We start from the raw sequence: 25,844 nt of genomic DNA, 5'->3' as shown, positions 1-25,844 counted from the left end.
TACCCTTCTTACTTGAAGCCGCAGCGGTGTTCGCTGCTCTCGTTCCCCGAATCACTTACTGATGTAAGCTCATCGGGAGTCTCTCGTTTGCTGCCTTGCTGCAACTTCAATTACTTTGGGTAACCCCTTCTTACTTGAAGCCGCAGCGGTGTTCGCTGCTCTCGTTCCCCGAATCACTTACTGATGTCGCGATGGTTTACTACAACAGTAAGTGATATTAGGTGGCACCTTAGCGCCATAAGAATTTTTCCGGCAATGTAATGCCGAGAATTTCCTCACGCGCTATTTTCCAGAACTGCCGTATTTCAGCCTTAACCCCGGCACTGTCGATACCCAGTGCTTTAAACACAATGCCGCAGTCATTGGGTAAGCGAGTCGCCCCACTGGCAATCCCACCCTTGATATCGAAATGGGCCGGGACTCGCGCCAGAATGCGGTCATGGTGCTCTTTAGGTGTTAATAAAATCACATTGCCAAATGCATCAAATGATTGCATTACGCCAATGGCATCAAGGCTTTCTGACTTCGGTTCCAATACATACTTCTCAACAAACAGCTCTTTACCTGCCGGATTGTGTGCGGCGACTCGCGATGAATAAACATCAAAGCCAAAGCGCTCATCCTCATGATGATATTTACGCCCGGACATCAGCACTTCTGAATAAATCGCTGTCGCCGTAGGATGAATATGAATCGTGGTCTCCGTAATAAAGCGAGAATTACGATGAGGGATGAGTGGGTCCGGCATAAACTCCAGATACCCCCCCTCTTCCACCGTGAAATTCTGTATCTGTGAAGCATAATTCGCATTCATCATGTGAACTTTGGTTGCCGACTGGGTAGTGACATGAGCACAAGCCCCCGCCTCCACCAGCACATCCGTGGCCAGCCGGTCGCCTTGCAAAATACAGCCCGACGTGGAAATCATGGTGACACAAGGTAATTCCGGCATCTCTTCATCCCAGTACAACGCCTTTTGCACCAACGACGGCACGCGTCTTTCCATTTCCGCCAAAATACTGCGATGTTCACGTTTGGCAAATCTCAGTTTGAGATAGCCGCTTTTCCCTACTGCCCCGCTACGCATTTGCGCCGGTTCGTCCTGATATTTCGCTAATTCCGGCGCGTTAACACCTAATGCGTGAGCACGAACCCGTGAAGGAGTTTCCACGATATTCTGGCTCTGCGATGTCATGCGTGCTCTCCTTGCGGCTGTACGTGAGTAAACAGGAAGTCGCGCATAATCATATCCACCAACTCTTCAATACCTTGTCCGGTTTTGCAGTTGGTGAGGATATAAGGACGTTCGCCGCGCACCACTTTAGTGTCACTCTCCATCACATCCAGACTGGCACCGACATAAGGGGCGAGGTCAATTTTATTGATGACCAGAATGTCGGCTTGCACCAAACCTGGGCCATTTTTACGCGGAATTTTTTCACCTTCAGCCACGTCAATAACATAGATATAGAAGTCGGCCAGTGCCGGGCTGAAGGTCAGTGTCAGGTTATCGCCGCCACTTTCAATCATAATCAGGTCGCTTTCAGGGAAGCGCTCTTCCATCTCTTCAACCGCAGCAATATTCATGCTCGGGTCTTCACGCACCGCAGTATGCGGGCAAGCGCCCGTTTCCACCCCAAGGATCTTCTCTTCATCCAGAATACCTTTCAGTGTACGTTTCACCTGTTTGGCATCTTCAGTCGTCACGATGTCATTGGTAATAATCAGTGGCTTAATACCCCGTTTAATCAAAATAGGGGTAATCACTTCAATAATGGCGGTTTTACCTGAACCTACCGGGCCACCAATACCAATACGGGTTATCTTTTTGCGTTTGTCGGTTGAATGGCTATTCACGGGATAATCCTCTTTATTTTAATCTGATGTTGGTCTGTACTCGGTCGGCAGAAAAACCCAGTACTCAGAATTCATTCTGGTTAATTACTAAATAAGCGAACGTGCGCTTTCACATGCACCGCCGCCAAAACATCCACAATAGGGACATAAGAAGACATCTGGTCAATATCGCCAATTTCGGCAATATCACAGAACTTCTCAATATCATGATTTAATTCAAATAAAATATGCTGAGTGTCGAAATGGGTCACGCGCATCAAGCGCATAGCCGCACTTAATATCGTCATCGCCACGCCATATTGATGCATCACGACCACTTCCCGCTGCCCAATCCCTTGCGCTGCCATGACCACCGCCTGCGTCACGGGGTAAGTCCCGGCGGTATTGCCACTTTTTATCTGCTCCAGCCACCAGCTAATCAGTGGATGCTCCACCACATGAATGGACATCTCAGCCAATTTTTTCCCCATTCGGGTTGCCATCAAGCGGCTTTCTTCATTTAACTTGCGGTTATTCACCGCCCAATCAGCTCGGATAATGCCGTCACGATCATCGGCGACTACGGCTCGATGAGCAGCAACCACCCCCATACCATCACAGCTCGCGGCCTGCTTTAACGCCGTCAGCACAAAGCCTTTTAGTGTCGGCACGTCATGCACGACACCGGTCTGGATAGCCGATTCCACACCATTGGAAAACGTAAAGGCCCCGACCGGCAGTACGGAATCACCAAATTGCATGATACGAATGAGATCTGATGCATTCATTGCGGTGCCTCCCTGCCGGATCAGTGTTTATGATCGTGGTCGTGATCGCCGTGGCTATGGCTATGACCGTGGTCACTATCATGGCTATGCGAATGGCTATCATGGCTATGCGAATGCCCATCACCGTGAGAATGAATGCCGTGAATATGTAAACCGGAACCATGTGGTTCATCCAGAGGACTGGCGACATGAACATGGGTGTCGGTGTCTTCTGCGCCGCCAAACAGTAGTCGGGCCTCAGAATTACTGAGCAATGGCAGAATCTCCGCCCCTTTGACAAAACGGAAAGGCAAATGTTGGAAGCCATGAGTTCTCATGACAGAGTCCATCATGGTGGTGGCAACAGTCAGAGGCACATAAACCTCATTATTTTTAGTGACCGCTTTCCAGTGCTGGTTACCCAGCGCGTGTCCAAGCTCAAAACAGGTTTTAATCAGCTCATCCGGTGAACGGCTTTTCAACTCGCTTAAGTCAATCACCATCACATCGCGCAAATTGATTTGTACCACTACCGCGACATTGGTTTTTTCATCCCATGCCAGCACATCACCATCAGCAAGAACAACGTGTCGGTCGAGAGAAATACCGAGATCCAGACCTTGGGTACTGAGTTTACGGCAGCGGCTTTTTTGCGCTTCCCGCTGATCCAAGACCAAAAGATCGAAAGTGGCATCTTTGAGCTTCGCCTGCCAAACCGGATCTTTTTTCACATTGCCAAGAATGTGCTCTATCAAAATCATGTTATTGACTCCTTGCGTCTGTCAGTTGCCCACAGTAATGAAATCCCTTTCTGTGTCATTCATCCCAGCAATTGTTGATCGCCCCATCCAAGAGCCAGATGACAGTTACCATGGGCAAGCTGAATGCTTATATAAACTGGATTTGCGTCCAGACTCATCCATTAGCCAAAGAAGTAGCGCTGGTTCATTGACGCTGTTTCAATTGGCTCACAGGTGGCATGTACGCCATCCACTTTCACCGCAAAGGTTTCTGGGTCCACTTCAATGTGTGGTGTTTGGTCATTACGCACCAAATCATGTTTAGAAATGGTACGGCAGTTTTTAACCGCAATAACCTGACGATCCAACCCAGCTTTCTCTTTCACACCATCATCAAGTGCAGCCTGAGAAACGAAGGTGACGCAAGTGTCTTGCATGGTTTTGCCCATCGCCCCAAACATTGGACGATAGAACACTGGCTGTGGCGTTGGCAGTGATGCGTTAGGGTCACCCATCGCAGCCCAGTTGATCATGCCGCCTTTGATAACCAGCTTAGGTTTAGCGCCGAAGAAGCGCGGATCCCACAGCACCAGGTCGGCCATTTTACCCACTTCGACGGAGCCAATAACATGGCTGACACCTTGTGCGATAGCTGGGTTAATGGTGATTTTTGCCACATAGCGCAGGACGCGGAAGTTATCGTTACCCGCGGCATCTTCTGGCAATTTACCGCGCGATGCTTTCATCGCATTCGCTGTTTGCATCACCCGCAGCCAGTTTTCCCCAACACGTCCCATGGCTTGTGAGTCACTGGAGAACATGGAGATAACCCCCATATCGTGCAGTACGTTTTCTGCCGCAATGGTTTCTGGACGGACGCGGCTTTCAGCGAAGGAGACGTCAGCTGGCACATTCGGGTTAAGGTTATGGCACACCATAATCATGTCGAACAGTTCAGCCTGACTGTTAACACCGTATGGCAGGGTTGGGTTAGTGGAACTTGGTAGCACGTTAGGTTGGCTGGCGACTCGGATGATATCCGGCGCATGACCCCCACCCGCACCTTCGGTATGGAAGGTATGAATAGTGCGGCCTTCAAATGCATCAATGGTATCTTCCACATACCCGCATTCGTTCAAACTGTCGGTATGCACGGAAACCTGAATATCCATTTCATCCGCCATTCGTAGTGAATGGCGCAAGGCGTTGGCAGTCGCACCCCAGTCTTCGTGGACTTTATAGCCCACAACACCGGCTATCGCCTGTTCTAACAGAGGGCCACGTCCGTAAGAGTTACCTTTACCCAGAATACCCACGTTAACCGGTAAACCTTCGATTGAACGCAGCATCTGGCGGATGTTCCATGGGCCAGGGGTTACGGTTGTGCCGTTAGTGCCATCCGTTGGGCCAATCCCCCCACCGAAGAAGGTGGCAACCCCATTGGAGAGAGCATGATATGCCTGTTGCGGAGAGATCAAATGAATGTGGGTATCAATACCGGCGGCGGTGAGAATCAAATGCTCGCCTGAAATAGCATCGGTACTCACCCCGACCACCATTCCCGGAGTCACACCATCCATCACGCCCGGGTTACCACTTTTACCGATACCGGCAATTTTACCATCACGGATACCCACGTCTGCTTTGATAACCCCGAGGCGGGCATCAACAATAGTGACGTTGGTTATCACTAAATCCAGTACACCGTTGTCGCGGGTCAGATGGTTATTCGCCCCCATCCCGTCACGCAGTGACTTACCGCCACCGTAAACCGACTCTTCACCATATCCACGCAGGTCTTTTTCGATTTCGATAAACAGATTGGTATCACCCAAACGTATTTTATCGCCAGTCGTTGGGCCAAATAGACCCGCGTATTCTTGCCGAGAAATTTGAGGCATCTGTCGCTCCTTTCTTTTTCCGGTGCGTGTAATGGATTACCTAATTACACGTATGCGAATTTCGATGATGTTTCATTGAGATAAGGTGTTATTTAGATGATGACTTGAAACCACGTGCAGCCGCACGGCGGATAGCCTCTAGCTTATCCGGGCGCTCACTATTTGGCACCACACCTTCACCGGTCCAGCCATCGACCAGATTGTTAAAGCCATACAGTGTTTGCTTACCACCGAAAGGAATTAGCGAAACTTCAGTTTCGTCACCGGGTTCAAAACGGATTGCCGTCGTCGAAGAGATATTCAGCCTTTTGCCAAAAGCTGCGGTACGATCAAACTCAAGTGCGCGGTTAACTTCAAAGAAGTGAAAATGAGAACCTATCTGAATGGGCCGGTCACCGGTATTGCGGACCTTCACTTTGGTAACAGGTTTATTCTCATTAAAGGTAATCGGCGCATCAGCTAAAATGCAGCCCCCAAGGGGCGTGTTTTTTTCTGTTGTGCCTTCAGTATTAATGCCTTTAGTGTGGTTAGTGCTAGTGCCTTTCTTTGCGCTCATGCTTTAATCCTCTGCAATATTCAATTCAGGTTTTACTCGCATGCTGCCGTTGCTCTTACCATTAATTATTTAATGGGATCGTGCACCGTGACCAAACGGCTACCGTCAGTAAAAATTGCTTCAACCTGAACATTCGGAATCAGATCAGCTACCCCGTCCATCACATCATCTTTAGTGAGAACTTTGCTGGCTTCTTTCATGACATCTTCTACGGATTTGCCATCTCTGGCCCCTTCCATTGCTGTCACTGTAATAATAGAAACGGCTTCCGGATAATTGAGTTTCAAGCCACGCGCTTTGCGTTTGAACGCCACATCAGACAGCGTGTAGATCATGAGCTTTTCAACTTCTCTTGGGGTGAGCTGCATAAGCCCTCCTGTATCTGGTTAAGAAAGTGAAAGTGAGATTAAGAAAAACAACCTATAAGCCCTATAACTTGTCTATAAAGCGTTATCCCTTGTTATTGCTGATAAAAATAGGCATTGGCCTGTTAATTAGCGTGTTTCAGAATTTAAGTGCATCCTCCTGTATTCCTGCCAGATTCTTCATTCGAATTCTGATTTTACATTTTAATTACCATCAATCTGCTGCCAGATATTTATCCTGTAACCTTTAATGCCGTACAACCGACTGAAAACGACATGCCCCCCATCACATAGCAGATAACTGCAATAGTGGGTAACAACGTTATCCAGTTAGATTTATTTGTATGATGATTTTTCTTGGTAGGTATTTTCTACCGCTTTTAGTTATCGCAAGCAATACTAAAATCGTGCTTGTTAATAATTTTTTACTAAAACAGAAAAGCATTACTGCATTTTTAAGCAGTAATAAATATAGGGATAAACCGATTAATCGTTTGTCTTCTATAGCTAATGTCATAGCTAGCGAGTCCCTTTATTCAAAGCGAGATTTCGGTATGTTTTTTTGTAGCAGAGATGACTATAAATCAAGGATTTGCTATAAAAAAACATCTCTAACCAATATAGACCAAAACCTGAGAAATTCACCACTAATTGCAAATTTAATATAAAGGGTGGGTTATTATTTGCATGATTTGTTGTTTTTTAGATTAAAATCAACATGTTATATAAATCCCTTCCGGGTTTTTATTTACCAAAAATAAAGTACTCTGACTATTTTAACCTAGAGTTTTATGCTGTTAAAATACAAAAATAAAGATGACAAATCTAACAAAGCCTGAGGGTGATTTAACCTCATAAAATGGCTCTCGGCCAGGTTAAAATATCAACACCACATTCTTAATTAAATTTAAATTCACTACTGGCGAATATTTATCAGTGCCTAAATTTATTAATGTAAACTTATCCATCCGGCATGTTAATTATTATTAACCTTGCACAACAAACATTATTATTATCATTTAAGAGTAATATGATCTTAATCAATATATTTATAATGGCACATTAGCTAAAACCTCTCTTCCCAGCATGTCATTATCACGTTACATTATTATTTCATCGTTAATATTTAATATATTCTCTATTAATACTTATTCAGTATCATCCGGTCTTTATCATGGCCAAACCAAGGTGGGGTTTAATCTGTGGTCTTGGATAAAGCGTCTTTTCGCTCTCTCTTTCCGGTATCCATATCCGTGAGCATACTTTTTCCAATAAAGATTTGTTGTGGCTGAAAATAATTAACCCCAGCGGGCGACGAGCGGACTCTTCGAGTAAAACTTGCCAAACTTGTGCTTGAATATGAGCATCCAACTGCGCGGTCACTTCATCGGCGATTAAATAACGGGTCCGAGGGTCCAGTGCTCGCAATAGAGCAATTCGGGCCAACTCCCCTCCAGAGAGTTCATCGGGCCGACGTTTTAACCAATTAGGATTAACCACCATTCGCTCAAGCCACTGGGCATCTGGCTGCCAGGCATCATGCAAGCTCTCACCGGTGGTTCGGTAAGGATTAAAGCTCTGTTCCGGGTGTTGAGGAACCAATTGGACTGGGCAATACCCTTTTTTCGCCAGCAAACTCCCACCGACTCGAATTTGACCTGACGTCGCTGACTGCCATTGCGCCAGTACTCGCCCTAAAGTCGTTTTACCAAAGCCACTGGGGGCTGAAATACCTAGCCGCTCTCCCGGCATCAGTGAAAATGAGACTGAATCCCACAGCCGCTTACCGCCCTGAACAATGGTCAGATTATCGACACTAAACATACTCTGCCACCTCTGTTAACGACTGCGGCTGGCTAACAAACTGCTGTTCCGGCAACGCCGCCCACAGTGATTGCAACCATGGGCTGCCACCGTTATTTTTCAATTCATTGGCGCTCAGTGTCTCATGCAATTCACCTTGGTGTAATACTGCTATTTTATCGGCGAAGCGCGCGGCCAGCGCCAAGTCATGGGTTACCCATAAAATTCCGCGCCCTTGCTGACAAAAGGCACGTAAATGAGTCAGTAACTGACAGGCATGTTCTTCATCCAACCATGAGGTGACTTCATCAGCCAAGATATAGCGGGCATTGGTCAATGTGGCGCAGCTAGTAAGTACTCGCTTTGCCATTCCACCAGAGAGTTGACGGGGGAAATCATGCACCAGACCCGGTGCGAGGTTGTAAGTTTGCAGTTGCATGGCGACATCTTCCAGTCGCAGTTTTACCCCACTGAGTTGTGCTGCTCGCGTCATTTGCGAGCCAACTTTAATCAAGGGATTCAGCGCACTCACTCCTTGAGGCACATAGCATAGGGTTTTACCGCGCCGCTCAATTTTATCCTGAGCGCATAAGACTTCCCCATCGAGGATAATCTCGCCGTGACACCGCATGTTATCTGGCAACAAACCTAAGGCACTTTGCAGCAACAGGCTTTTGCCCTCACCACTGCCCCCCACTAGCGCGACCAATTCTCCCGGATTGACCTCCAGCGAAATATGACTCAGCAAAGGGTGCCAAGTTTTTCGCCCTAGCCAGCGATAATGGGCAACATCAATGGCAAAGTTTGAAAATTTCAACATCAGGATATCCTCACCCAGAGTTGTTGCAGCGATCGGGCAAACTGGTCAAATATCAGAACCAAACTCACCAAAATCAGGCCCGGGAAAAATGCCAGCCACCATGCTCCACTGCTCAGATAGCGCAGTGCATCAGCCAATAATATCCCCAACGACGGCTCATGAGGTGACAAGCCAAACCCCAGAAAACTCAGTGCCGCACTGTGTAACACCGCGTGAGGGAACATCAGCAACGTGCCAACAATCCATTGTGGCAGTAATAACGGTAGCAGATGATGACGCCAACGGTAAAAATTACTATTACCTAGCCGATGAGAAAGCATAACGTAGTCAGTTTCACGAATACGCAAGATTTCTGCCCGCAAAATCAAGGCAAGCTTTGGCCAATGGGTTAATGCCACCGCCAGAATCACTCCGTGTTTTCCCCCACCTAACGTGAAGCAAATCAGCACCAATAGCAATAAATGCGGCAATGCCAACATGCTGTCAATCACCCCGCGGATAACATAATCCAGCGTTTTATTGACCGCACTTAAACTCGCGGTGAGCATCGCCAACAAGCCACTGGCAAAAGCAGCAATCAAACCAATTTGCAGGCTAGTGGTCATGCCCTGAAAACAGCGCAGCCACAAATCGCGGCCTAAACTGTCAGTACCAAACCAATAAGACAGAGAGGGAGGTTGGCGACGGGCCATCAAATCCATCGGAATTTCAATAGGATATATTGCGTAGCCGTAGACAATTAAAATGGTTAATAGCGCCAGGGACACGAAGAGTCGGAACAAAGCCAGATTTGGGTTATAAGTCATAATTGCCGTGCTGCCCCCCTATTGAGGCGGTGTAACAGTGCGTTGGCAATGCTGTTACCGCAAAAGACCAAAATGGCGCAAAACATCACAATCCCCATCAATAACGGGATGTCACCGTGTAAACCAGCATCAATGGTGGCCTGCCCTAACCCGGGGTAAGCAAAGACTTTTTCAGCCAATAAAGAGCCCCCCAATAATTCACCCACTGAGGCAAATTGTAAGCACAGTGCAGGAGTTATGGCATGGCGTAAAATATGGAAATTAACCAGTGACCAGCCTTTATCACCCTGTGCCTGAGCATAGCGGATAAACTCACTGTTCATCACTTCGGCCACTCTGGCGCGAGTATGCAGAGCAATATTCCCCACCCCCAATAACCCTAAGGCGAGCATTGGCAAAATGAGGTGATGCAGCTTGTCGCTCCAACTGGCGGTCTCGGCGTTACTCCCGGGGGTCCATGCACAACAAATGGGAGCCCAATTCAGTTTCACGGCAAACAGTGACAGCAGCAATAAGCCAATCCAGAACGTGGGTAATGAAGCCAATAAATATGACAGCGTTGAAATCAGTCGATCCGGCCAGCGATTAAGGTAGCGCCCGGCAGTCAGCCCCAGTAATAGCCCAACAATGCCAGAGAATAACCAGGCCGAAAATAGCAATGCGAACGAGGTAGCAAAACGTTCACCGATAACCTGTGAAACCGGCGCGTTGTACAGCATTGAGTAACCAAAGTCTCCTTGTAAAACTTGGGTAAACCAATGCAGAAAACGCTGCCATAACGGTAAATCCAGCCCCCAACGTGCGGCAATCAGCGGATACTGTTCCGGCGGAACATGCAGTAACTCACTGCCAATATAGGCACGTATTGGGTCAACCGGGGAGAAACTCAGTAGCGTAAAAGTGCCCACTGCGGTGATCAGCAGCAGGCAAATTAAACGCAGGGCAAATAGTGAAACCCCCTTCATTACTGACAGGTCCATTTCCAGCTATCGAGGCTGTTGAGCAGTGACCAGGAACCGTGGATCTCTGGAGCACCCTTGCCCAAGTCAACGCAGCTATTGGCCAGATAAGTGTGTTGGACATTCAATAGCCACGCCCACGCAGCATCACCACGAATACCCGCGCCAGTGGTGCCATCCCAATCGACTTGTTGCCAGAATGGCACCGCTTGCTCCCACGTTGGGGCATCCAGCGCCTGTTGCAGATGTTTATCCACTACCGGGTTCTTATAGTAGCCAGGATTATAATATTCCACGCCCGCCGCCTTACTGCTGTAGTGATGATACAGCTCCATCGGGTCGAGGCTACCCCAGCCAAATAACGTCGGGTTGGCATGCATATTCCGTTCTACGGTTTCCCAACTGCCGGATTTCAAATCGACATCAATACCAATAGGTTTCAGCATTGAACGTATCGCCTGCGCCAAATCACGCCGAGTGGTATCGCCGCTGGTATACCAAAGGGTGATTTTGGCAGGAATGCCATTTTTCTCTCTGATGCCATTGCTGTTCACTGTCCAACCAGCCTGCTCCAGTATCTGCTTGGCTTTTTCAATATCACCGTCTTTGATGGCAGAATCTGGATTATTCCATGGTAGCCCCTGCACGCCGGTATAGGCCGGAATAGCATGGCCTTCCATGATTTGGTCAGCCAGTAGTTGGCGGTTAATGGCATAGTTGATGGCGCGGCGCACCGCGACATCAGCGGTGACATCGTTACCAATGGGGTAACCCTGCGCATCCTTTTTACCGGCAGGTGTGGTCGGGAACACAATGCCACGGTTTTCCACACTCGGTCTGACCCATAACTTCATGTTATTAACCGGGCCGACTGCCATAGATGGAGGAATACGTACTACGCCTAATTGCCCGCTTTGCGCGGCAGCAAAAGCACTGTCTTCATCAAGGAAAACAAAAATCAGTTTATCGAAATCATTTTTATTGCCCGCATAATACGGGTTCGCTTCCACAATCATTTGTTGACCCGGCTGGAAGCTCACTAAACGATAAGGGCCTGCACCAATAGGTTTTTGTGCATAAGTCTTAGCATCGTATTTATCCGCGGAAACAATACCCAGTGAACCCAATACATTCACAAAGGTGCTTTGTGGCGCTTTCAACTGAATTCGGATATTAAGAGGGTCGATCTCTTCGGCTTTGAGGAAGTTACCCATATCAACTTTACCGCCACTGGCAGCCGCATTGTTGTAGGTAAACACCACATCTTTGGCGGTCAGAGGCGAACCATCAGAGAATTTAAGGTCGGGTTTCAGCGTCAGTAACCAGGTTTTGCCATCGTCACTGGTTTTATACTGGCTCAGTAGAAAACTATTCCAACTGAGATCTTCATTTTGTTTCAATAACGGGCTGTGTAGCAGCAGATAACTCCCATGACTCCACCCTAACATGGGGTCAAAGCCTTCAGTCGGTTCATCACCGATAGCCAGTTGCAATGTGTGAGTTGCGGCACTAACCGGAATAGAAAAAGCACTCAATAAAGCGGCGGTCAATAAGGTATTCCGGAGCCATAAACGTTTAGACATGAATCATCCTTTGATAAATTAGCTAGCGAATATAGATCATTGCCAGTCAGAAAAAGATTCAACAAGCAATTAAGCGTAGCACTAAACAATAATATGGGTAAGAGACTTCCTATTTAGCATTAATGACTGATTTTCTCGCCACTTATAAGAGCTTTAAAGTATTTATGTGACAAATGTCAGCTTTAGATGAGGAAAATCAAAAAAAACCAAGCCAGAAATAAAATTGATAATAAATAATATTGATCTACGTCTATAAATATGACAAAAAACATTCAATTAAAGCTTTGCTGGCAGTTACTATCATGCCGTTCTATAACAAGATTTGCCTATTAGTACCCTGTCATCAAGAGATAGTACCTATAAGTTAGTCGGCTCATTATTTCCGATTTTTATCAAAACGATTCATTAGCCATTAAGTGGTTCAATCGCTATTTTTTTAATCTAAATAATCTGACAGAACATAAGATAATAAAGTAAATTTCAATCAGAGGTTATTATCCACTGATTGAAACTTATCATAATAGAAAGGAAAAGAGAGTGATTCAGTAGACATTCCTGGGCATAGGCATTTTAAATACCCACCCAGGATAGGTTATTTTTTATTCACCACCCAGCATCGAACGTAAAATTGAACCCGCATCACTCGGGGGCAGTTTCAATATTTCACTATACATATCGATTGCCATATCACAGAGTTTCTCTCGATCGACATCAGGGCTAGCTGGGTTTGAGAACATGTGCAAATCATCACCGTATTGTTGTTGCATTTGCTCTATAACTATATTAAGTCTGTTCTCATACTCTTGATTTTTAGGCTTTATTATCTCGCCAGTGGAAGATTCAAACAAACGGTTAACTGAATCAAGATCGCGATCTAACAGTGCCCTAGGTAGAATTTTGGTGGTATTCACACCACCGCTAACTTGCGGGAACAATGCCTTAAAGCAGAGTTTCTCACTGCGATGATTGGCCTGATAATAACGTAGCTCTTCTAAGATGATCTGCATATAATCAATAACGTTTTCATCAGACGCTCGCTGAATTCGCTGCACAGTTAACTCAGCAACCGACTGTTTCATTTCATCGATCAACTGTTGTTCGGAATGCCCGGCATTCTTCGATTTAATAAAGTTGTCGACCAACTGGGTATAAAAGGCGGGATCTTGCTGTTTGAGGGTTTGGAAAACAGGGTAACTCTCGAGTGATTGCTCTATTTGAGCGCGCTCATTACCACGTAGCCAGCTAGAATTATTATATTGGTAATAAACAATATTCCCTATAACGATGGGGATAATAAACCATAAAATAGCGCTAATCTTACTCAATTTATTTCTATTGCGTAATGCTGTCGTGACAATACCCAGAACTGCCGCTACCCCTCCAGATACCAAGACCTCCGTCCAATTCACAGCCAACCCCTTTATGTTTTATATATTAAAGTTATGAAACTATTTAACAGCAATCTATATTAAAATCTTAATATGATATGGTGCCATAAGAATAATGGTAATTCACCGCCAATACTTAAGGATTAGCTTTATACGTCATTTCGTAAAAATAAACGCTAAACGGCAACTCATAAAGAGCATGAGTGCTTTCCAGTAGCGGAGGAAGGGTTCTCGATTCACAGCGTAAATAATCTTCAGTTGGATACTCGCGCTGGCAGTAACCTCGCGGGCTATCAATAAAACTCATCTTTGGCGTGCGTTTAAGCACCAACACTTTCCCCTCATCGGTACCCTGCTGGGGTTCAATGAAAAAGAAACTGAGCTGTGATACGAACGCAGTAATGATAATAGCCACTACGACTACCCACAGATATACAGAACGCATACAGAATTCCTGTCATGACTAAACCGCCATTACTCTACCAGCTAACTCGTAATAAGTGCCAAGAATAATAGCGGATAATCGCCAACATAAGGAAAGCGATGCGTTTTATATCACAGTAGAGAAATTCAACTATGGCAACCGCAGCTCACTGCATCACTGCATTGATCAACTGAACTGTTTTTAGCATAGTTCAGCGGCAACCCCTCATCACGCCAACCAGTCACTCCACCTATCATCTCTTTAACTGCAAAACCGAGTTGGCTCAATTTTATTGCTGCACGGTGAACCCCGTTGCAGTGCGGCCCGGCACAATAAACGACAAATAGTGTCTCTGTCGGGTAATGGGAAAGCAGCGAGGCATCCATTAAACGGTGAGGAATATTAATTGCCCCTGGCACATTCACTGCCACAAATGCCGCCTCATTACGCACATCCACCAAAACAAAATCTACCTTTCCCTGCTGCTGGCTGGTATAGACATCCGAGCAATCAGTTTCATACGCCAGGCGCTGAGAAAAATGTCGCAATGCTTGCTCAGGAGAGGCTGATGGGATTTGGCTCACTAAACTGCTCATATGATTGCTCCACTAAATATTATGAAGCATCACTTTAAGAAATAGCGCTAGCCGATTACAGTGGCAGAAATGACAATAAACCACTGAGATACGCCAATGAATCATTCAGCCACTCATTACACTGATCCTACGGTGAAACATGCCCCGGGACTGGTCGCTATATTGGCCTATGATGGCCTGTGTCTGTTTGAGTTTGGTATTGCACAGGAGATATTTGGGCTGCCGCGTCCGGAATTTGATTTCCCTTGGTATCAGTGCCAAGTGGTTGGCGTGGATCAAAACATCTCAACCGCCAATGGCGGCCTCCATATTCAGGTTGATGCCGGTATCGACTTATTGACGCAGGCTAAAACCATTGTCATTCCCGGATGGCGTAGCCCGGAGGCCCTGCCATCACCAGCATTGATTGAGGCATTGCAGCAAGCAGTCGCGCGCGGCACACGTATTATCTCCATCTGTTCAGGTGTTTTTGTTTTAGCAGCGGCGGGGTTATTGCGAGGGAAAAGTGCAACCACACACTGGCGCTATACTGATTATCTGGCACAGCATTACCCCGATATTCATGTCGATGCCAATGTGTTGTATGTCGATGAGGGGCAAGTTATCACTTCGGCGGGTAGCAGTGCCGGTATCGATGCCTGCTTGCATCTGATTACCCGTGATTTTGGCGCTAAAATCGCCAATCAGGTGGCTCGGCGCTTAGTTATGGCCCCACTTCGTCGGGGAGGACAGCAACAATTTATTCCAACGCCAGTGACCAAACAACCCTATCGAGATATGGCAAAATTGATGGAGCAAGTGCGCGAGGATCTCGGAAAAAATTGGACTATCAGCCAGATGGCCGCCGAATTAGCGCTCAGTGAAAGGACATTTTTACGACGCTTTGCTGCTTCTACCGGTCAAACACCTAAAATTTGGTTGCAGCACGAAAGAATGCACAGAGCAAAAGAGTTACTGGAAAGGGATCAGATGAATATTGCAGGAGTTGCTGAATATTGTGGATTTCAGACGGTTGAAGGATTTAGAAATGCATTTCGCCAAACCGTTGGCATCACCCCCGCGGTATATCGGCGACAATTTAAACATCATTAGCAGCAGATATTTCATACCAATAAAAATATATTCGAGATCTCAGAAAACAAAAAACCCCGCCTTAGCGAGGTTTTCTGGTTGTTGGCAACTTAATTAAAATCACCAACATTAAATCCAACCAAAATCAGATTTAATTACAGCGAAACATTAATTGCAGTAATGTAAATTACAGTGCAACTACGTTTACAGCTGAAGGGCCTTTCTGGCCTTGCTCGATGCTGAACTCAACGTTCTGGCCTTCATCAAGAGTTTTGTAGTCAGTACCCTGGATTGCAGAGAAATGTACGAAAACATCTTTGCTGCCGTCAGCAGGAGAAATAAAACCAAAACCTTTACCAGCATCAAACCATTTTACTAAACCAGTCATTTTAGTAGACATAGAGGTATTTCCTTCATTATTAGTGCCAAATTTTGGCAATTGAGGTCTGCTTATCAAGAGTTACTTATGGGGGCACTAAAGAAGGAAATTCGTCGGAGAAGTGATGTCTAAAAATATCGCTTTAACTAGGAACTACTTTACTTAAATGGCTTACATAAATAGGTCTGTACTACAAACCGATGACGCTATTAACGCATGCTGAGAGGCTAATAGCAAGGCTTATTTATTTTGCACATTAATGAATGATAAAAACAAATCACCCATTAATTATGATAAAACCGAGTGTAGCCTGTCATTCAGTTGGGTTCCGAGCCTTTAATGAAAGACAAATTCTTGCAGATGAGGTTATGCTCAGATTTCGCTATACTGCCACTGAAAATCGGAAGCCGTCATAAAGGAAAAGCAATGACAATGCGTGAACTTGAAGTAAAGTTTCTTAATGCAATGAGTGAGTTGCAATCAACTTTTGAGAAACAGCACCAGACATGGCAGGCCAGCTACACAGCACTGCAACATGAGCTGGAGCAGTCAAAAGCGCGGGAAACTGCATTGCGTGCTAAAAATGACATGCTGCTTAGAAAGCTCAACACCGCGAATACCTTGCCGGAACAACATTCGCTGGTTAGGCAGATCAAAGTATTGGGTGCGCATCTTGATGCATTGGCAAAAGATGCCGCCGCGTTTAATCATCATCTGAATAATCAGCAAAAAAATGGCGATAATTTCAGTGGCGATAATCAGTAAATATTGGGTTGATTTTATCTGTACCGGCGATTCAACAGCCAGATAATTTTACGTTGTCAATTTCACCTTTTATGGCGCAAAGAAACACTACATGACGTGGATAATTATTGCTGTTTTGATCGTAGTTTTTATTGTCGGCTATCGAGTATTGACCTCAGATACCCGCAAAGCTGTAGACACATTGGCTAATTTACTGAAAATAAAACCAATTTATATCGAGTCAATGCTGCAAGAGATGGGGCAGCGTCAAACTCAAATGTTTATTCGCTCCACCAGCAATGGATATGCCGAAGATGTCAGAAAAGCGGCTTATCTGGTCTTTATTTATCAAACCTTTATCAAAGACCCTTCCGACGAAAATGTGATGCAATGGCGAAATACGCTGATTCGCTCACACATATCCCCGATGTTAACCGCTGAACATACTGAAGCCGCACTGTTCTATTTTGCTGAGCTTGATTTAGATGCTTTTGAATTGGCGCAATTCCGCCGCAATTATAATCTGCAATTTAACCAGGAAGCGGACGCCGTATTGCACTAGTTGATGACATTACGGCGGATCAAATTCATTGCGGCAGGGATGAGAAAACTTACTGGAACATACTGTTCAGGTAGCGCAATAACATTTCCCTTGAGCTAAAACCATGGGCAATACCGTAGCGATCTTCAGCTTCACCCGCTAAATAGAGCGGAAATTCAACATACTTATCACTGATACGAAGCGTGGCCGTAGGTGTAGCAAACAACAAACTTTTATCTTTCTGTGCCGGGTGGATAATTAATGCGGTTCTGCCCATGCGGGCTTCGCGATTCACATAAACATAATGCTCCGCTTTCCGATAACCGTAAGCCTGATCAACCGTATAATCTCTCTCAAAGCCGGCATTCTCCAAGACTTTAGCCACTTCATCTGGCCGTAAATACATTTATTTCCCCTCTTTTTAACTCCAATTGAGCGACCTTACCGCAATAAATAAGGGAAACCACGTATTTATTGGCTCAAAGCAACTATTTCGGAATAGTCTACACGCCATCAAGCCGAGCGGCGTTATCCGTGCTCTGCTGTCGCTGCAATAAGCGTAATGTGAGCAACACACCGAAAACGACCATTAATGCTGCGCCCAGATAAATCGCCGGAATACCAAATTGGCCAATGGCCAGCCCCGCCAATGGGCCAGTAACGCCCAGCCCTAAGTCTAGGAAAGCAGAATAAGTGCCAAGTGCCGTGCCTTGATTCTGTGGCTCCACTTGCTTAACCGCTTCAACCCCCAAGGCAGGAAACACTAATGAGAAACCCGCCCCGGCCAAGAATGCACCCAATTGGACCATCCAGGTGGCATCCGCGCCCCAAATCAGTAATAAACCGACGATTTCTATCAGAAAGGAAACCAATGTGACTTTTAAGCCACCGTGGCGGTCAATGCTATTGCTGAACAATAGCCGAATGCCAACAAAGGCGGCACCGAATAAGGTCAGAGAAAATGCCGCACCGCCCCACCCTTTGTCGGCATAGAATAAGGTAATAAAGGTGGCAATAACCCCAAAACCAACAGTACCAAACCCCAGACCCAGCCCATAAAGCCAGATTTTGCCCAACACCGCCCGGAAGGCAATACGTTTGCCGGTGACAACTGAAACCGCCGCTTTACGGCAGGCCAGCACCAGAGCCAAAACCACAGCCAAACAGATAAGCCAGGCAATACCGGCTAATCCCCAGCGCATATTAAGATAAACGCCAAGCGGCGCACCTATCGCCATCGCCCCATAAGTTGCCACGCCATTCCACGAGATCACTCGAGCGGTATGTATCGAGCCCACCACGCCCATGCCCCAAAGGGTAGAACCGGTGCTGGCAAAACTTTCACCAACACCAAGGAAAAGTCGCCCAACCAGCAGCATCAACACACTCAGCAGTGGCTGGCTATCCAACCAAAAAGCCAAACCACAAAATAGCCCGCTGATCCCACAGCAACTCAAACCAAACAGCACCACTTTTTTCGGCCCTAATAAATCGGCATATCGCCCGGCATGTGGGCGACTCACTAAGGTGGCAAAATATTGCGCGCTGATAACCAAACCGGCCAATACTGAACCGTAGCCCAGATGGTTATGAACAAAACCGGGCAGCACTGCCAGTGGTAAGCCGATTGTCAGATAACAAACGAAGGTAAAAATAACAATCGAAAGGATGCGCTTATTGATTTGGCGAGTCGTCAGTAGCGTGCTATTAGCCACCACTGGAGCAGGATCAGCAGACATAGGCAATGCTCAAACAAGAAAGAAAGTGTTATTCACCATACCCCGATAAGCTTTCAGGCTGAATCAGATATATATAATTAAATATTATTTGCCTGCTACTTTGTGTCGATTGACCGTTGATGTTCACGCCATTGTGAAGGGGTCATGCCCGTAACCCGCATGAACTCACGATTGAAGTTGGATTTAGTCTGAAACCCTGCGTCCAGCATAATATCGACCACCGGTAATTCAGTTGTCGCCAATAGTTGTGCTGCTTGGTCAATCCGCAACTGATTGACATATTGCGAGACATTTTGCCCAGTTTGCTGATTAATAGCCTGCGACACTTTGCGCGCGGGTACACCAACTTTACGCGCCAATTTAGACAAATTAAGCTGATTGTCCAAATAAAGATTATTTTTCTTTAATGTCAATAAGATAGCAGAAAATAGCTCTTCCAACGCTCCACTATCCGGCTTATTATCTATTCTCTCCGGTTCAGTCGGTGCCTCAGCAATGGATTCCCCACGACGCGCGCTAGTCGCCAGCGTGTAGCACATCGCCAGTGTAATCAATAGATTACTAAAACTGACTATCACTCCGGCCTGATTTCCCGCATATAAAGCATAATCCAGGCTAATAATGATATCCGCCGCCCCTGACCCTATGAGCAACATCGCCATCAGTAACCATAAACGGTAACTGAGCCAACTTTTCTCCACTGAAACCTGCTGCAAACGATCCTCGCCGGGGCGTAAATAAAGCAGCACCGCCAAGCCATACGATACATAGCTAATAATGACGATAGCATCGAGCCACTGTGGGGCTAGCCATACACAAATTAGGGTGCCAATGGGCGCTAAACTGTGTTTCCACCCTTGGTTAATGCCTACATTGCCTTTCGCGGTACTCAATAAAGCTAAATAGGTCAGTGGCGGAATAGTCATGGCGACTATTGGTTGCAGGCCATTGAATAGCGCCAAATGGTAGCCATAGCGCAAACCAATCAGGCCACTTTGCAGCGCACAAACTAACAATAACAGCAACAGGAATACCCCCTGCCGACCGGTTTTAAGCAAATGATAAAACAGACCAATACAGAGGATTGATAGCAGAAAAGAGACCGGGATTAGCGGCATACCTTTGCCTTAACAAATAGATATCGTGAATAACTGTTTCGCAGTGTAGACAGCCAGATGATTGAAAACAAGCACGTTCAGGGACTGGATCATGATCGAGGTCGCGGCAATATCTTAACCCTCTTAAGGTGGCGAAGAACTCAACCAATTAGAGCGTTATACAATGAAAAATATTGTTCTGTGTTTATGTTTTTTGCTGTTTTTTCCACTGACCAGTTATGGCTGGCAAACGGCGGCAACCCCAATTTCATTTAATGATATCCAGCGCCATCGTCAGTTAGATACGGTGATTTACTATCCAACGACCGAGCAAGGTAAATCGAATCTGCTGGGGGAGAATGCCGTGTTTCGGGGTATTTCTGTTTTACCTGATGCGACTCTTGCCAATGGACATTTCCCTTTAATCATTCTCAGTCATGGCAGTGGTGGCAATAATACCAGTTTGGCATGGTTGGCAGATAAGCTGGTACAGCAGGGTATTGTGGTGGTCGCCGCCAACCATCCGGGTAGCACCACCGGTAACTCAATACCCGCGCAATCAGCTCAACTGTGGCTACAAACTGAGGATATCTCTTTTATTATCAGTAAATTGCTGTCCGATTCACATTGGAAAACCGCCTTGGATAACCAACCGATTGGCGTGATCGGCCACTCAAAGGGGGGCTATAGCGCCATAGCCGCATTAGGAGCAACACTGTCACTACCAAGGTTTATTGCCAGTTGCCAGCAACAGCCAGCACAACCTAATTGCCAGTTTTATACTCGGGCGGGGGTGAAACTAGAGCAACTACCAGTAGAGAAATTTGAAGGGAATTATGTGGATAACCGCCTAGGTTTTGCGATTGCGCTGGATCCGGGCATGGTACCTTTTTACCAAAACAGCAGTCTGTCTCATTTGGCCGCCCCACTGTTGCTTATTAATGCCCACTATTTTATCTCGCCCAAGGCGTCGCTGAATTTGGCTGGTGCTGAATGGGTAAAACAGCTTAATCAACCCAATATTACCGCGATAAATTTAGCCAACAGTGGCCATTTTGATTTCCTACCAATATGTAAACCCGCGGCGAGCGCTATTTTAGCCGCTGAAGGGGAAAGTTTTATCTGCGCGACGCCGGCCGTTGCAAGAGAGAAACTGCATCAGCAAGCAGCGCAACAGATAATCAAATACCTTCATCAACAACATATTCTGCACTGATATCTGACAAGGAAAACTAAATAAAAGAGTCGGTGAGGAACAGCGCACAGGCAAGTAAGACACCACACAATGTCATCACACTAAAAATGAGTTCAAACAGATAGCGATTGATCATGATGATTAGCCTATAAAAAAAGACACCCGGTATTAACCGGGTGTCTGTCATTGGCTAGACTGTGCGGTGCTCAGTGGCCCGCATTCCGGCGTTATTATGCAGCTGGAGCTGTTGCTGATTTTTTAGCAGCTTTATGGTGTTTTTTAGCTGCTTGTGCTTTTTGAGCTGGCGCTTTTTTCACGTGTTTTTTAGCTGCTTGTGCTTTTTGAACTGGTGCTTTTTTCTCGTGTTTTTTAGCTGCCTGTGCTTTTTGAGCAGGTGCTTTTTTCACATGTTTTTTAGCAGCTTGTGCTTTTTGAGCAGGTGCTTTTTTCACGTGTTTTTTGGCAGCCTGTGCTTTTTGAACAGGTGCTTTTTTCTCGTGTTTTTTGGCAGCTTGTGCTTTTTGTTCTGTGGTTTGTTTAGTTGCTTTATGTTTTTTATGATGAGTTGCTTTAGCCGGTGCAGCTTTTTCTGCAGCAGGAGCAGCAACAGTGCTGGTTGCAGCTGGTGCTGCTGTTGCGGCCGCAGTAGTTTCAGCAGCGAAAGCAACAGAAGACAGACCCATGGTTGCAGCAACGATCAGCGCTAATACTTTTTTCATTTTAAAATCCTCAGAAGTTTGTTTCGCTAAGCCCCCGGTGGGGCCGTTGGAAGAATCATAGAGGAATGAAATTTTCCTTTCCGTGAGTCATTGGTTTCGCTGAGTAACCAAATGTACAAAGTCATAGTGATTGTTATTTACGCTTTCTTATTATGAATACATCCATTTACAATCAGCGTCTCTCGGGCGCGCGTTTTTTGATTCGTAGTGCGCTACGATAAAGAAGTGATTAATGGCTCTCTCTGGAACACCGATATGCTATCAAACCTCAAACTCAACCGAGCGAATATTGCCAGCATCGGTTTCAGCGGCGCCATTCTACTGTCACTACTGTGGGTATTTGCCCGGCATTGGGCTGATTTTGTGCAGTACTGTATTAACTTCCAGATTTATATGCACCGTTATTTAGTGCTGTATCTGCTTAAACAACAAAATAATCAAACTGGCGCTGGATTTATGCTAACCCTGTTTAGCTTTATCTATGGCTTTTTACACTCAATCGGGCCGGGCCATGGCAAATTTGTTATCACCACCTACCTTGCCACCAGCCGCGAGAAAGTGACCACCAGTCGGCTCATTACTTTTCTCGGCAGCTTGATGCAAGGGCTGGTCGCTATTGTGTTTGTCATTATTCTGGGCGTGATATTCAATTTATCCGTGGGCGAATTAAGCCTTAGCCGTTTTTATGTCGAAAAAGGCAGCGCCCTGTTTATTGTATTATTTGGTCTCGTTCTTATTTTACGGGCCTTGGGTATTAGCCCGCTCAACCTATTTCGCCGCAAACGCCAGGCTGCTATTCATCATATTGGCCAGCCCTTAGCCGACACTCCCGCACCATTATTGTCCGCAAATCACCCTGCTCATCAACATGATGAAAATTGCGGTTGTGGTCATCGCCATATGCCATCAGCAGAGCAGCTTCAGGGCGGGTGGCAAACCTACTTATGGGTCATTATTTCAATTGGTATTCGCCCGTGCAGTGGTGCCATCATGGTGTTGGTGTTTGCTAATGCAATCGGTATGTTTACTTGGGGAATGATTGCCGTCATGAGTATGGCGCTGGGAACCGCACTGTCGATCATGATAGTGGCAACACTGGTTTATCATGCCCGTGAAAAACTGATTAGCATGAATAGCCAAATACTCAGTGGACAACTCATTCATGCCGCACGTATTGCCATGCTCATTGGTGGGTTGCTATTGATTCTATTCGGTTTGGTACTGTTTAGCTCCGTCATCCCAATCAGTGCAAATGGCGATTTTATTGCCGCTGGCTGCTAAGTCCCTGATTCAGATTACTCCTGAAGCCAATTGACACGCGCTCTGATGGTCTATGCTTAATGTTCATTTAGCAAAATGGAGCGTCAAATGTTCAAGAAATCAGAAAAAGTGGAAAGAGATCTCGATCAGGACGTGACCCTTCTGGCCGATACTCTTGACGATGTCTTGCGCTCATCAGGTGAGAAAACAAAAGAGGAACTCGCCAAGGTGCGCCAAAATGCCGAAGGAGTATTACGCGATGCTCGAGCGCGTTTCAGCGGCTCGACCAGTTTGAAGCAACATGCGCGCGACGTAGCTGGCAATGCCGATAACTACGTGCATGATAAACCATGGCAAGGTGTCGGTATTGGTGCGGCGATAGGTCTCGTGCTGGGTGTGCTGTTAGCACGCCGCTGATATCCATCTGATTACCGATAATCCCTCCTCATTGCTGTGTCTACGGTTGTACTTATAGGGTTGTTTATCGGAGGCCCGGGTGATCTTCGCTCCGGGCCAACACTTATTCTTCCTTAGAGAAAGACCAAATTACCTCGGCTAGCCGTGCCACTAACCGATCAGTTTCAGCGACAGACGTCAGATTAGTAAACCCCATCAACAACCCATTCTGGCTATCAGCCTTTCTGTCCTTAGCGACGTTGGTTTCCAACACCCAATCTGACACTGCTTGAATAGCAAGCCCCTGATTTTGCGCCCGAGCAGCAACATCGCTATCGACAAAGCGCCGGTCCAACTGAGCCAGCAACTGAATCCCTCCCGCCTGTTGCTCAATCACCACAACACCCGCCAACTGGCGCATCAGACTTGCGGCCAGCATTTCGCGGCGCTCAGCATACAAATGGCGCATTCGTTTAAGATGGCGATAAAAGTGCCCCTGATGAATAAATTCCGCCACGCTGGCTTGTATCAGTGGCGGGCTAGCGCAACTGCGCAGTTGGCAACGATGTTTAAAAACGGCCACCAATTCAGGCGGCACCACCAAATAGGCCAATCTCAACGCAGGAAACATCACTTTACTGAATGTTCCGGCATAAAGAACTCGCCCGTGTCTATCCAGACTCTTCAGCGGGGGCAATGGCCGCCCTTGATAACGAAATTCGCTGTCATAGTCGTCCTCAATAATCCACGACTGTTGCTGCTCAGCCCACTCCAGTAGAGCAATGCGCCGCGCTAAACTGAGTGCAACACCCAGTGGGCTTTGGTGTGCAGGAGTGACGATAGCGAAATGGGCCTGTGGGCAGTCGCGGATAGCGGCGGCAACATCCATCCCGTCACTATCGACATTTACCGGATGTGGAATCAGCCCAGCTTCGCGAATTAATTGCTGAGTGGCAGGATAACCGGGATCTTCCAGCCAACCGCGGTCTCCGCGTTTCAGTACAGTATTGACCACCAGATCAAGTAAAGACTGATAACCGGCGCAAATAAATACCTGCTCGGGCTGGCAACTGAATCCTCGAGATAACTGCAAGTAATGGGCTATCGACTCACGTAAAGCCGGTAATCCGGCAGCCGGAGGATGTCCAAGTGCAGCCGCGGTCAGGCCTCGCAACTGTTTGGTCATCATTCTCCCCCACTGCGCCCGAGGGAAAGCATCCAGCGCGGGTAGCCCCAACTGAAATGGCCGCGCCATCACGCGATTGGCCGATAAAGCATTGTTAACCGCTATAGGTTGCTCAGGCTGGTCTACTATATTCAATGGTAATAGAGGAGCATCACGTAATTGAGCTGAAACATAAGTGCCGCCCTGCCCACGACTTTGTAAAAAGCCTTCGGCAATCAACTGAGTATAGGCATTTTCTACGGTTCCTCGCGCCACACCCACTTCGCTGGCCAGCGCCCTGACGGACGGAACTCGCGTATCTGGCGGCAATGTTCCCTGAACAATAGCATCTTTAATTCGTTGATAAATTTGACGATAAATGGGTTCGTTGTGCTGGCGATCCAACTTAAGCAGGCGTGAAAATACCTTCATCATGTCCCACTAAAATAAGTAATTTATGGCCCTATAGTATAGGTCATGGGGTTGCTAAAGTAGCGCCGTACGCTAAATCTCACAGGAACTTATCATGATCGAACAACGTCTTTATTTTTCCGAACTCTCCCCAGTGACTTATAAAGCACTGGTTAATGCTTCTATGTCGCTCGACAAAAGTTCGCTGCCGAAGGCACTGATAGAGCTGATTTTTATGCGAGTATCACAGATCAACGGCTGTGCATTTTGCCTAAACATGCACGGTAAATTCTTGCGTGAGAGCGGTTTTGATGATGCCAAAATGGATACGATTGCCGGTTGGCGACTGAGTCATGCATTCAGTGAAGCGGAACGTGCCGCATTAGAATGGGCAGAAGCGGTGACTAACATCACCACCAGCGGTACCCCGGACAGTACTTTCAATGCCTTAAAAACACATTTTACTGATGCTGAAATTTCCGACTTAACTTTTGCTATCAGCATTATGAATGCATTTAACCGATTAGCCGTTAGTTTGCGTCAGTAAATATTTACCCTCACCGCAATTCACCCCAGAAATATT

General features: G+C 46.5%; 28 protein-coding genes. 7 read left to right on the top strand and 21 right to left on the bottom strand.

Annotation, left to right across the window (positions count from 1 at the left end; translation table 11 throughout):
• Window positions 1-229: 229 nt before the first annotated feature.
• From FTA96_RS05035 to FTA96_RS04960, 15 genes are all read right to left on the bottom strand, one after another.
• On the bottom strand, window positions 230-1,195 hold the full coding sequence (locus tag FTA96_RS05035) for an urease accessory protein UreD (RefSeq protein ID WP_050108248.1): 966 nt from the start codon (window positions 1,193-1,195) through the stop codon (window positions 230-232).
• Window positions 1,192-1,857 carry an urease accessory protein UreG gene (gene ureG / locus FTA96_RS05030; RefSeq protein WP_050108250.1) on the bottom strand — a complete coding sequence of 222 codons (666 nt, stop codon included), beginning with the start codon at window positions 1,855-1,857 and terminating at the stop codon, window positions 1,192-1,194. The genes FTA96_RS05035 and ureG overlap by 4 nt, the downstream gene beginning before the upstream one ends.
• Window positions 1,858-1,937: 80 nt before the next feature.
• On the bottom strand, window positions 1,938-2,624 hold the full coding sequence (locus FTA96_RS05025) for an urease accessory protein UreF (RefSeq protein WP_050108252.1): 687 nt from the start codon (window positions 2,622-2,624) through the stop codon (window positions 1,938-1,940).
• Between the two features lie 20 nt (window positions 2,625-2,644).
• Window positions 2,645-3,364, bottom strand: coding sequence for an urease accessory protein UreE (gene ureE / locus FTA96_RS05020; RefSeq protein ID WP_050108253.1), 720 nt, complete (start codon window positions 3,362-3,364; stop codon window positions 2,645-2,647).
• Window positions 3,365-3,525: 161 nt separating this feature from the next.
• Window positions 3,526-5,244, bottom strand: a complete 1,719-nt coding sequence (locus FTA96_RS05015; RefSeq protein ID WP_050108256.1) for an urease subunit alpha — start codon at window positions 5,242-5,244, stop codon at window positions 3,526-3,528.
• An 88-nt stretch (window positions 5,245-5,332) separates the two neighbouring features.
• Window positions 5,333-5,800 carry an urease subunit beta gene (gene ureB, locus FTA96_RS05010; protein ID WP_050108257.1) on the bottom strand — a complete coding sequence of 156 codons (468 nt, stop codon included), beginning with the start codon at window positions 5,798-5,800 and terminating at the stop codon, window positions 5,333-5,335.
• Between the two features lie 65 nt (window positions 5,801-5,865).
• Window positions 5,866-6,168: an urease subunit gamma gene (locus FTA96_RS05005; RefSeq protein ID WP_002215288.1), complete on the bottom strand. Its 303-nt coding sequence runs from the start codon at window positions 6,166-6,168 to the stop codon at window positions 5,866-5,868.
• Between the two features lie 1,155 nt (window positions 6,169-7,323).
• Window positions 7,324-7,989 (bottom strand): ATP-binding cassette domain-containing protein, encoded by a 666-nt coding sequence (locus FTA96_RS04995; RefSeq protein WP_050134872.1) that lies wholly within the window; start codon window positions 7,987-7,989, stop codon window positions 7,324-7,326.
• A complete protein-coding gene (locus tag FTA96_RS04990; protein WP_050123032.1) occupies window positions 7,982-8,788 on the bottom strand; it encodes an ATP-binding cassette domain-containing protein in 807 nt (268 codons plus the stop codon). Before FTA96_RS04990 ends, FTA96_RS04995 begins: the two co-directional genes overlap by 8 nt.
• Window positions 8,788-9,594 carry an ABC transporter permease gene (locus FTA96_RS04985; RefSeq protein WP_050108263.1) on the bottom strand — a complete coding sequence of 269 codons (807 nt, stop codon included), beginning with the start codon at window positions 9,592-9,594 and terminating at the stop codon, window positions 8,788-8,790. Before FTA96_RS04985 ends, FTA96_RS04990 begins: the two co-directional genes overlap by 1 nt.
• Complete coding sequence (locus FTA96_RS04980) at window positions 9,591-10,559, bottom strand: ABC transporter permease (RefSeq protein WP_072077614.1); 969 nt, start codon at window positions 10,557-10,559, stop codon at window positions 9,591-9,593. The genes FTA96_RS04985 and FTA96_RS04980 overlap by 4 nt, the downstream gene beginning before the upstream one ends.
• Window positions 10,559-12,136 (bottom strand): ABC transporter substrate-binding protein, encoded by a 1,578-nt coding sequence (locus tag FTA96_RS04975; RefSeq protein WP_050108267.1) that lies wholly within the window; start codon window positions 12,134-12,136, stop codon window positions 10,559-10,561. Before FTA96_RS04975 ends, FTA96_RS04980 begins: the two co-directional genes overlap by 1 nt.
• Before the next feature lie 599 nt (window positions 12,137-12,735).
• The gene (locus tag FTA96_RS04970; protein ID WP_145573375.1) at window positions 12,736-13,545 is read right to left on the bottom strand and encodes a DNA gyrase; all 810 of its coding nucleotides are present in this window, start codon (window positions 13,543-13,545) and stop codon (window positions 12,736-12,738) included.
• Window positions 13,546-13,660: 115 nt separating this feature from the next.
• Window positions 13,661-13,969 carry a hypothetical protein gene (locus FTA96_RS04965; RefSeq protein ID WP_050146080.1) on the bottom strand — a complete coding sequence of 103 codons (309 nt, stop codon included), beginning with the start codon at window positions 13,967-13,969 and terminating at the stop codon, window positions 13,661-13,663.
• Window positions 13,970-14,094: 125 nt separating this feature from the next.
• Entirely contained in the window at window positions 14,095-14,544 is a 450-nt protein-coding gene (locus FTA96_RS04960; protein ID WP_145573293.1) for a rhodanese-like domain-containing protein, read from the bottom strand.
• A gap of 96 nt (window positions 14,545-14,640) precedes the next feature.
• On the opposite strand from FTA96_RS04960, the gene ftrA reads away from it, so the two are divergent.
• A complete protein-coding gene (gene ftrA, locus FTA96_RS04955; protein WP_050146078.1) occupies window positions 14,641-15,636 on the top strand; it encodes a transcriptional regulator FtrA in 996 nt (331 codons plus the stop codon).
• Between the two features lie 166 nt (window positions 15,637-15,802).
• On the opposite strand, the gene cspE is transcribed toward ftrA, so the two are convergent.
• Window positions 15,803-16,015, bottom strand: a complete 213-nt coding sequence (cspE, locus tag FTA96_RS04950) for a transcription antiterminator/RNA stability regulator CspE (RefSeq protein WP_032816455.1) — start codon at window positions 16,013-16,015, stop codon at window positions 15,803-15,805.
• A 405-nt stretch (window positions 16,016-16,420) separates the two neighbouring features.
• Between cspE and FTA96_RS04945 the strand changes: the two genes are divergently transcribed.
• The gene (locus FTA96_RS04945) at window positions 16,421-16,759 is read left to right on the top strand and encodes an MbeD/MobD family mobilization/exclusion protein (RefSeq protein ID WP_050108272.1); all 339 of its coding nucleotides are present in this window, start codon (window positions 16,421-16,423) and stop codon (window positions 16,757-16,759) included.
• A gap of 91 nt (window positions 16,760-16,850) precedes the next feature.
• Entirely contained in the window at window positions 16,851-17,300 is a 450-nt protein-coding gene (locus FTA96_RS04940; RefSeq protein ID WP_050108273.1) for a DUF1198 domain-containing protein, read from the top strand.
• A 49-nt stretch (window positions 17,301-17,349) separates the two neighbouring features.
• Here FTA96_RS04940 and FTA96_RS04935 read toward each other — a convergent pair whose 3' ends face one another.
• The 3 genes from FTA96_RS04935 to FTA96_RS04925 form a co-directional block, all read right to left on the bottom strand.
• On the bottom strand, window positions 17,350-17,685 hold the full coding sequence (locus FTA96_RS04935) for a DUF2002 family protein (RefSeq protein WP_050108275.1): 336 nt from the start codon (window positions 17,683-17,685) through the stop codon (window positions 17,350-17,352).
• Between the two features lie 97 nt (window positions 17,686-17,782).
• The gene (locus FTA96_RS04930) at window positions 17,783-19,018 is read right to left on the bottom strand and encodes an MFS transporter (RefSeq protein ID WP_050108276.1); all 1,236 of its coding nucleotides are present in this window, start codon (window positions 19,016-19,018) and stop codon (window positions 17,783-17,785) included.
• 95 nt (window positions 19,019-19,113) lie between these two features.
• Window positions 19,114-20,136 (bottom strand): helix-turn-helix domain-containing protein, encoded by a 1,023-nt coding sequence (locus FTA96_RS04925; RefSeq protein ID WP_145573291.1) that lies wholly within the window; start codon window positions 20,134-20,136, stop codon window positions 19,114-19,116.
• Between the two features lie 163 nt (window positions 20,137-20,299).
• Between FTA96_RS04925 and FTA96_RS04915 the strand changes: the two genes are divergently transcribed.
• On the top strand, window positions 20,300-21,331 hold the full coding sequence (locus tag FTA96_RS04915; RefSeq protein ID WP_235897430.1) for an alpha/beta hydrolase family protein: 1,032 nt from the start codon (window positions 20,300-20,302) through the stop codon (window positions 21,329-21,331).
• Between the two features lie 209 nt (window positions 21,332-21,540).
• On the opposite strand, the gene asr is transcribed toward FTA96_RS04915, so the two are convergent.
• A complete protein-coding gene (gene asr, locus FTA96_RS04910) occupies window positions 21,541-22,029 on the bottom strand; it encodes an acid resistance repetitive basic protein Asr (protein ID WP_050108280.1) in 489 nt (162 codons plus the stop codon).
• A 255-nt stretch (window positions 22,030-22,284) separates the two neighbouring features.
• Here asr and FTA96_RS04905 point away from each other — a divergent pair, with 255 nt between their 5' ends.
• Window positions 22,285-23,310: a nickel/cobalt transporter gene (locus FTA96_RS04905; RefSeq protein ID WP_145538763.1), complete on the top strand. Its 1,026-nt coding sequence runs from the start codon at window positions 22,285-22,287 to the stop codon at window positions 23,308-23,310.
• Window positions 23,311-23,397: 87 nt separating this feature from the next.
• Window positions 23,398-23,706 (top strand): DUF883 family protein, encoded by a 309-nt coding sequence (locus FTA96_RS04900; protein WP_050108284.1) that lies wholly within the window; start codon window positions 23,398-23,400, stop codon window positions 23,704-23,706.
• A 103-nt stretch (window positions 23,707-23,809) separates the two neighbouring features.
• Here FTA96_RS04900 and pdxR read toward each other — a convergent pair whose 3' ends face one another.
• Window positions 23,810-25,285 (bottom strand): MocR-like pyridoxine biosynthesis transcription factor PdxR, encoded by a 1,476-nt coding sequence (pdxR, locus tag FTA96_RS04895; RefSeq protein ID WP_050108285.1) that lies wholly within the window; start codon window positions 25,283-25,285, stop codon window positions 23,810-23,812.
• Between the two features lie 91 nt (window positions 25,286-25,376).
• Here pdxR and FTA96_RS04890 point away from each other — a divergent pair, with 91 nt between their 5' ends.
• On the top strand, window positions 25,377-25,808 hold the full coding sequence (locus FTA96_RS04890; protein ID WP_050108287.1) for a carboxymuconolactone decarboxylase family protein: 432 nt from the start codon (window positions 25,377-25,379) through the stop codon (window positions 25,806-25,808).
• The last annotated feature ends 36 nt before the right edge of the window (window positions 25,809-25,844 follow it).

The organism is Yersinia alsatica (assembly GCF_902170305.1).
GTDB classification, from domain to species: Bacteria; Pseudomonadota; Gammaproteobacteria; order Enterobacterales; family Enterobacteriaceae; genus Yersinia; species Yersinia alsatica.
This window is presented reverse-complemented; position numbering and strand designations above follow the sequence as displayed.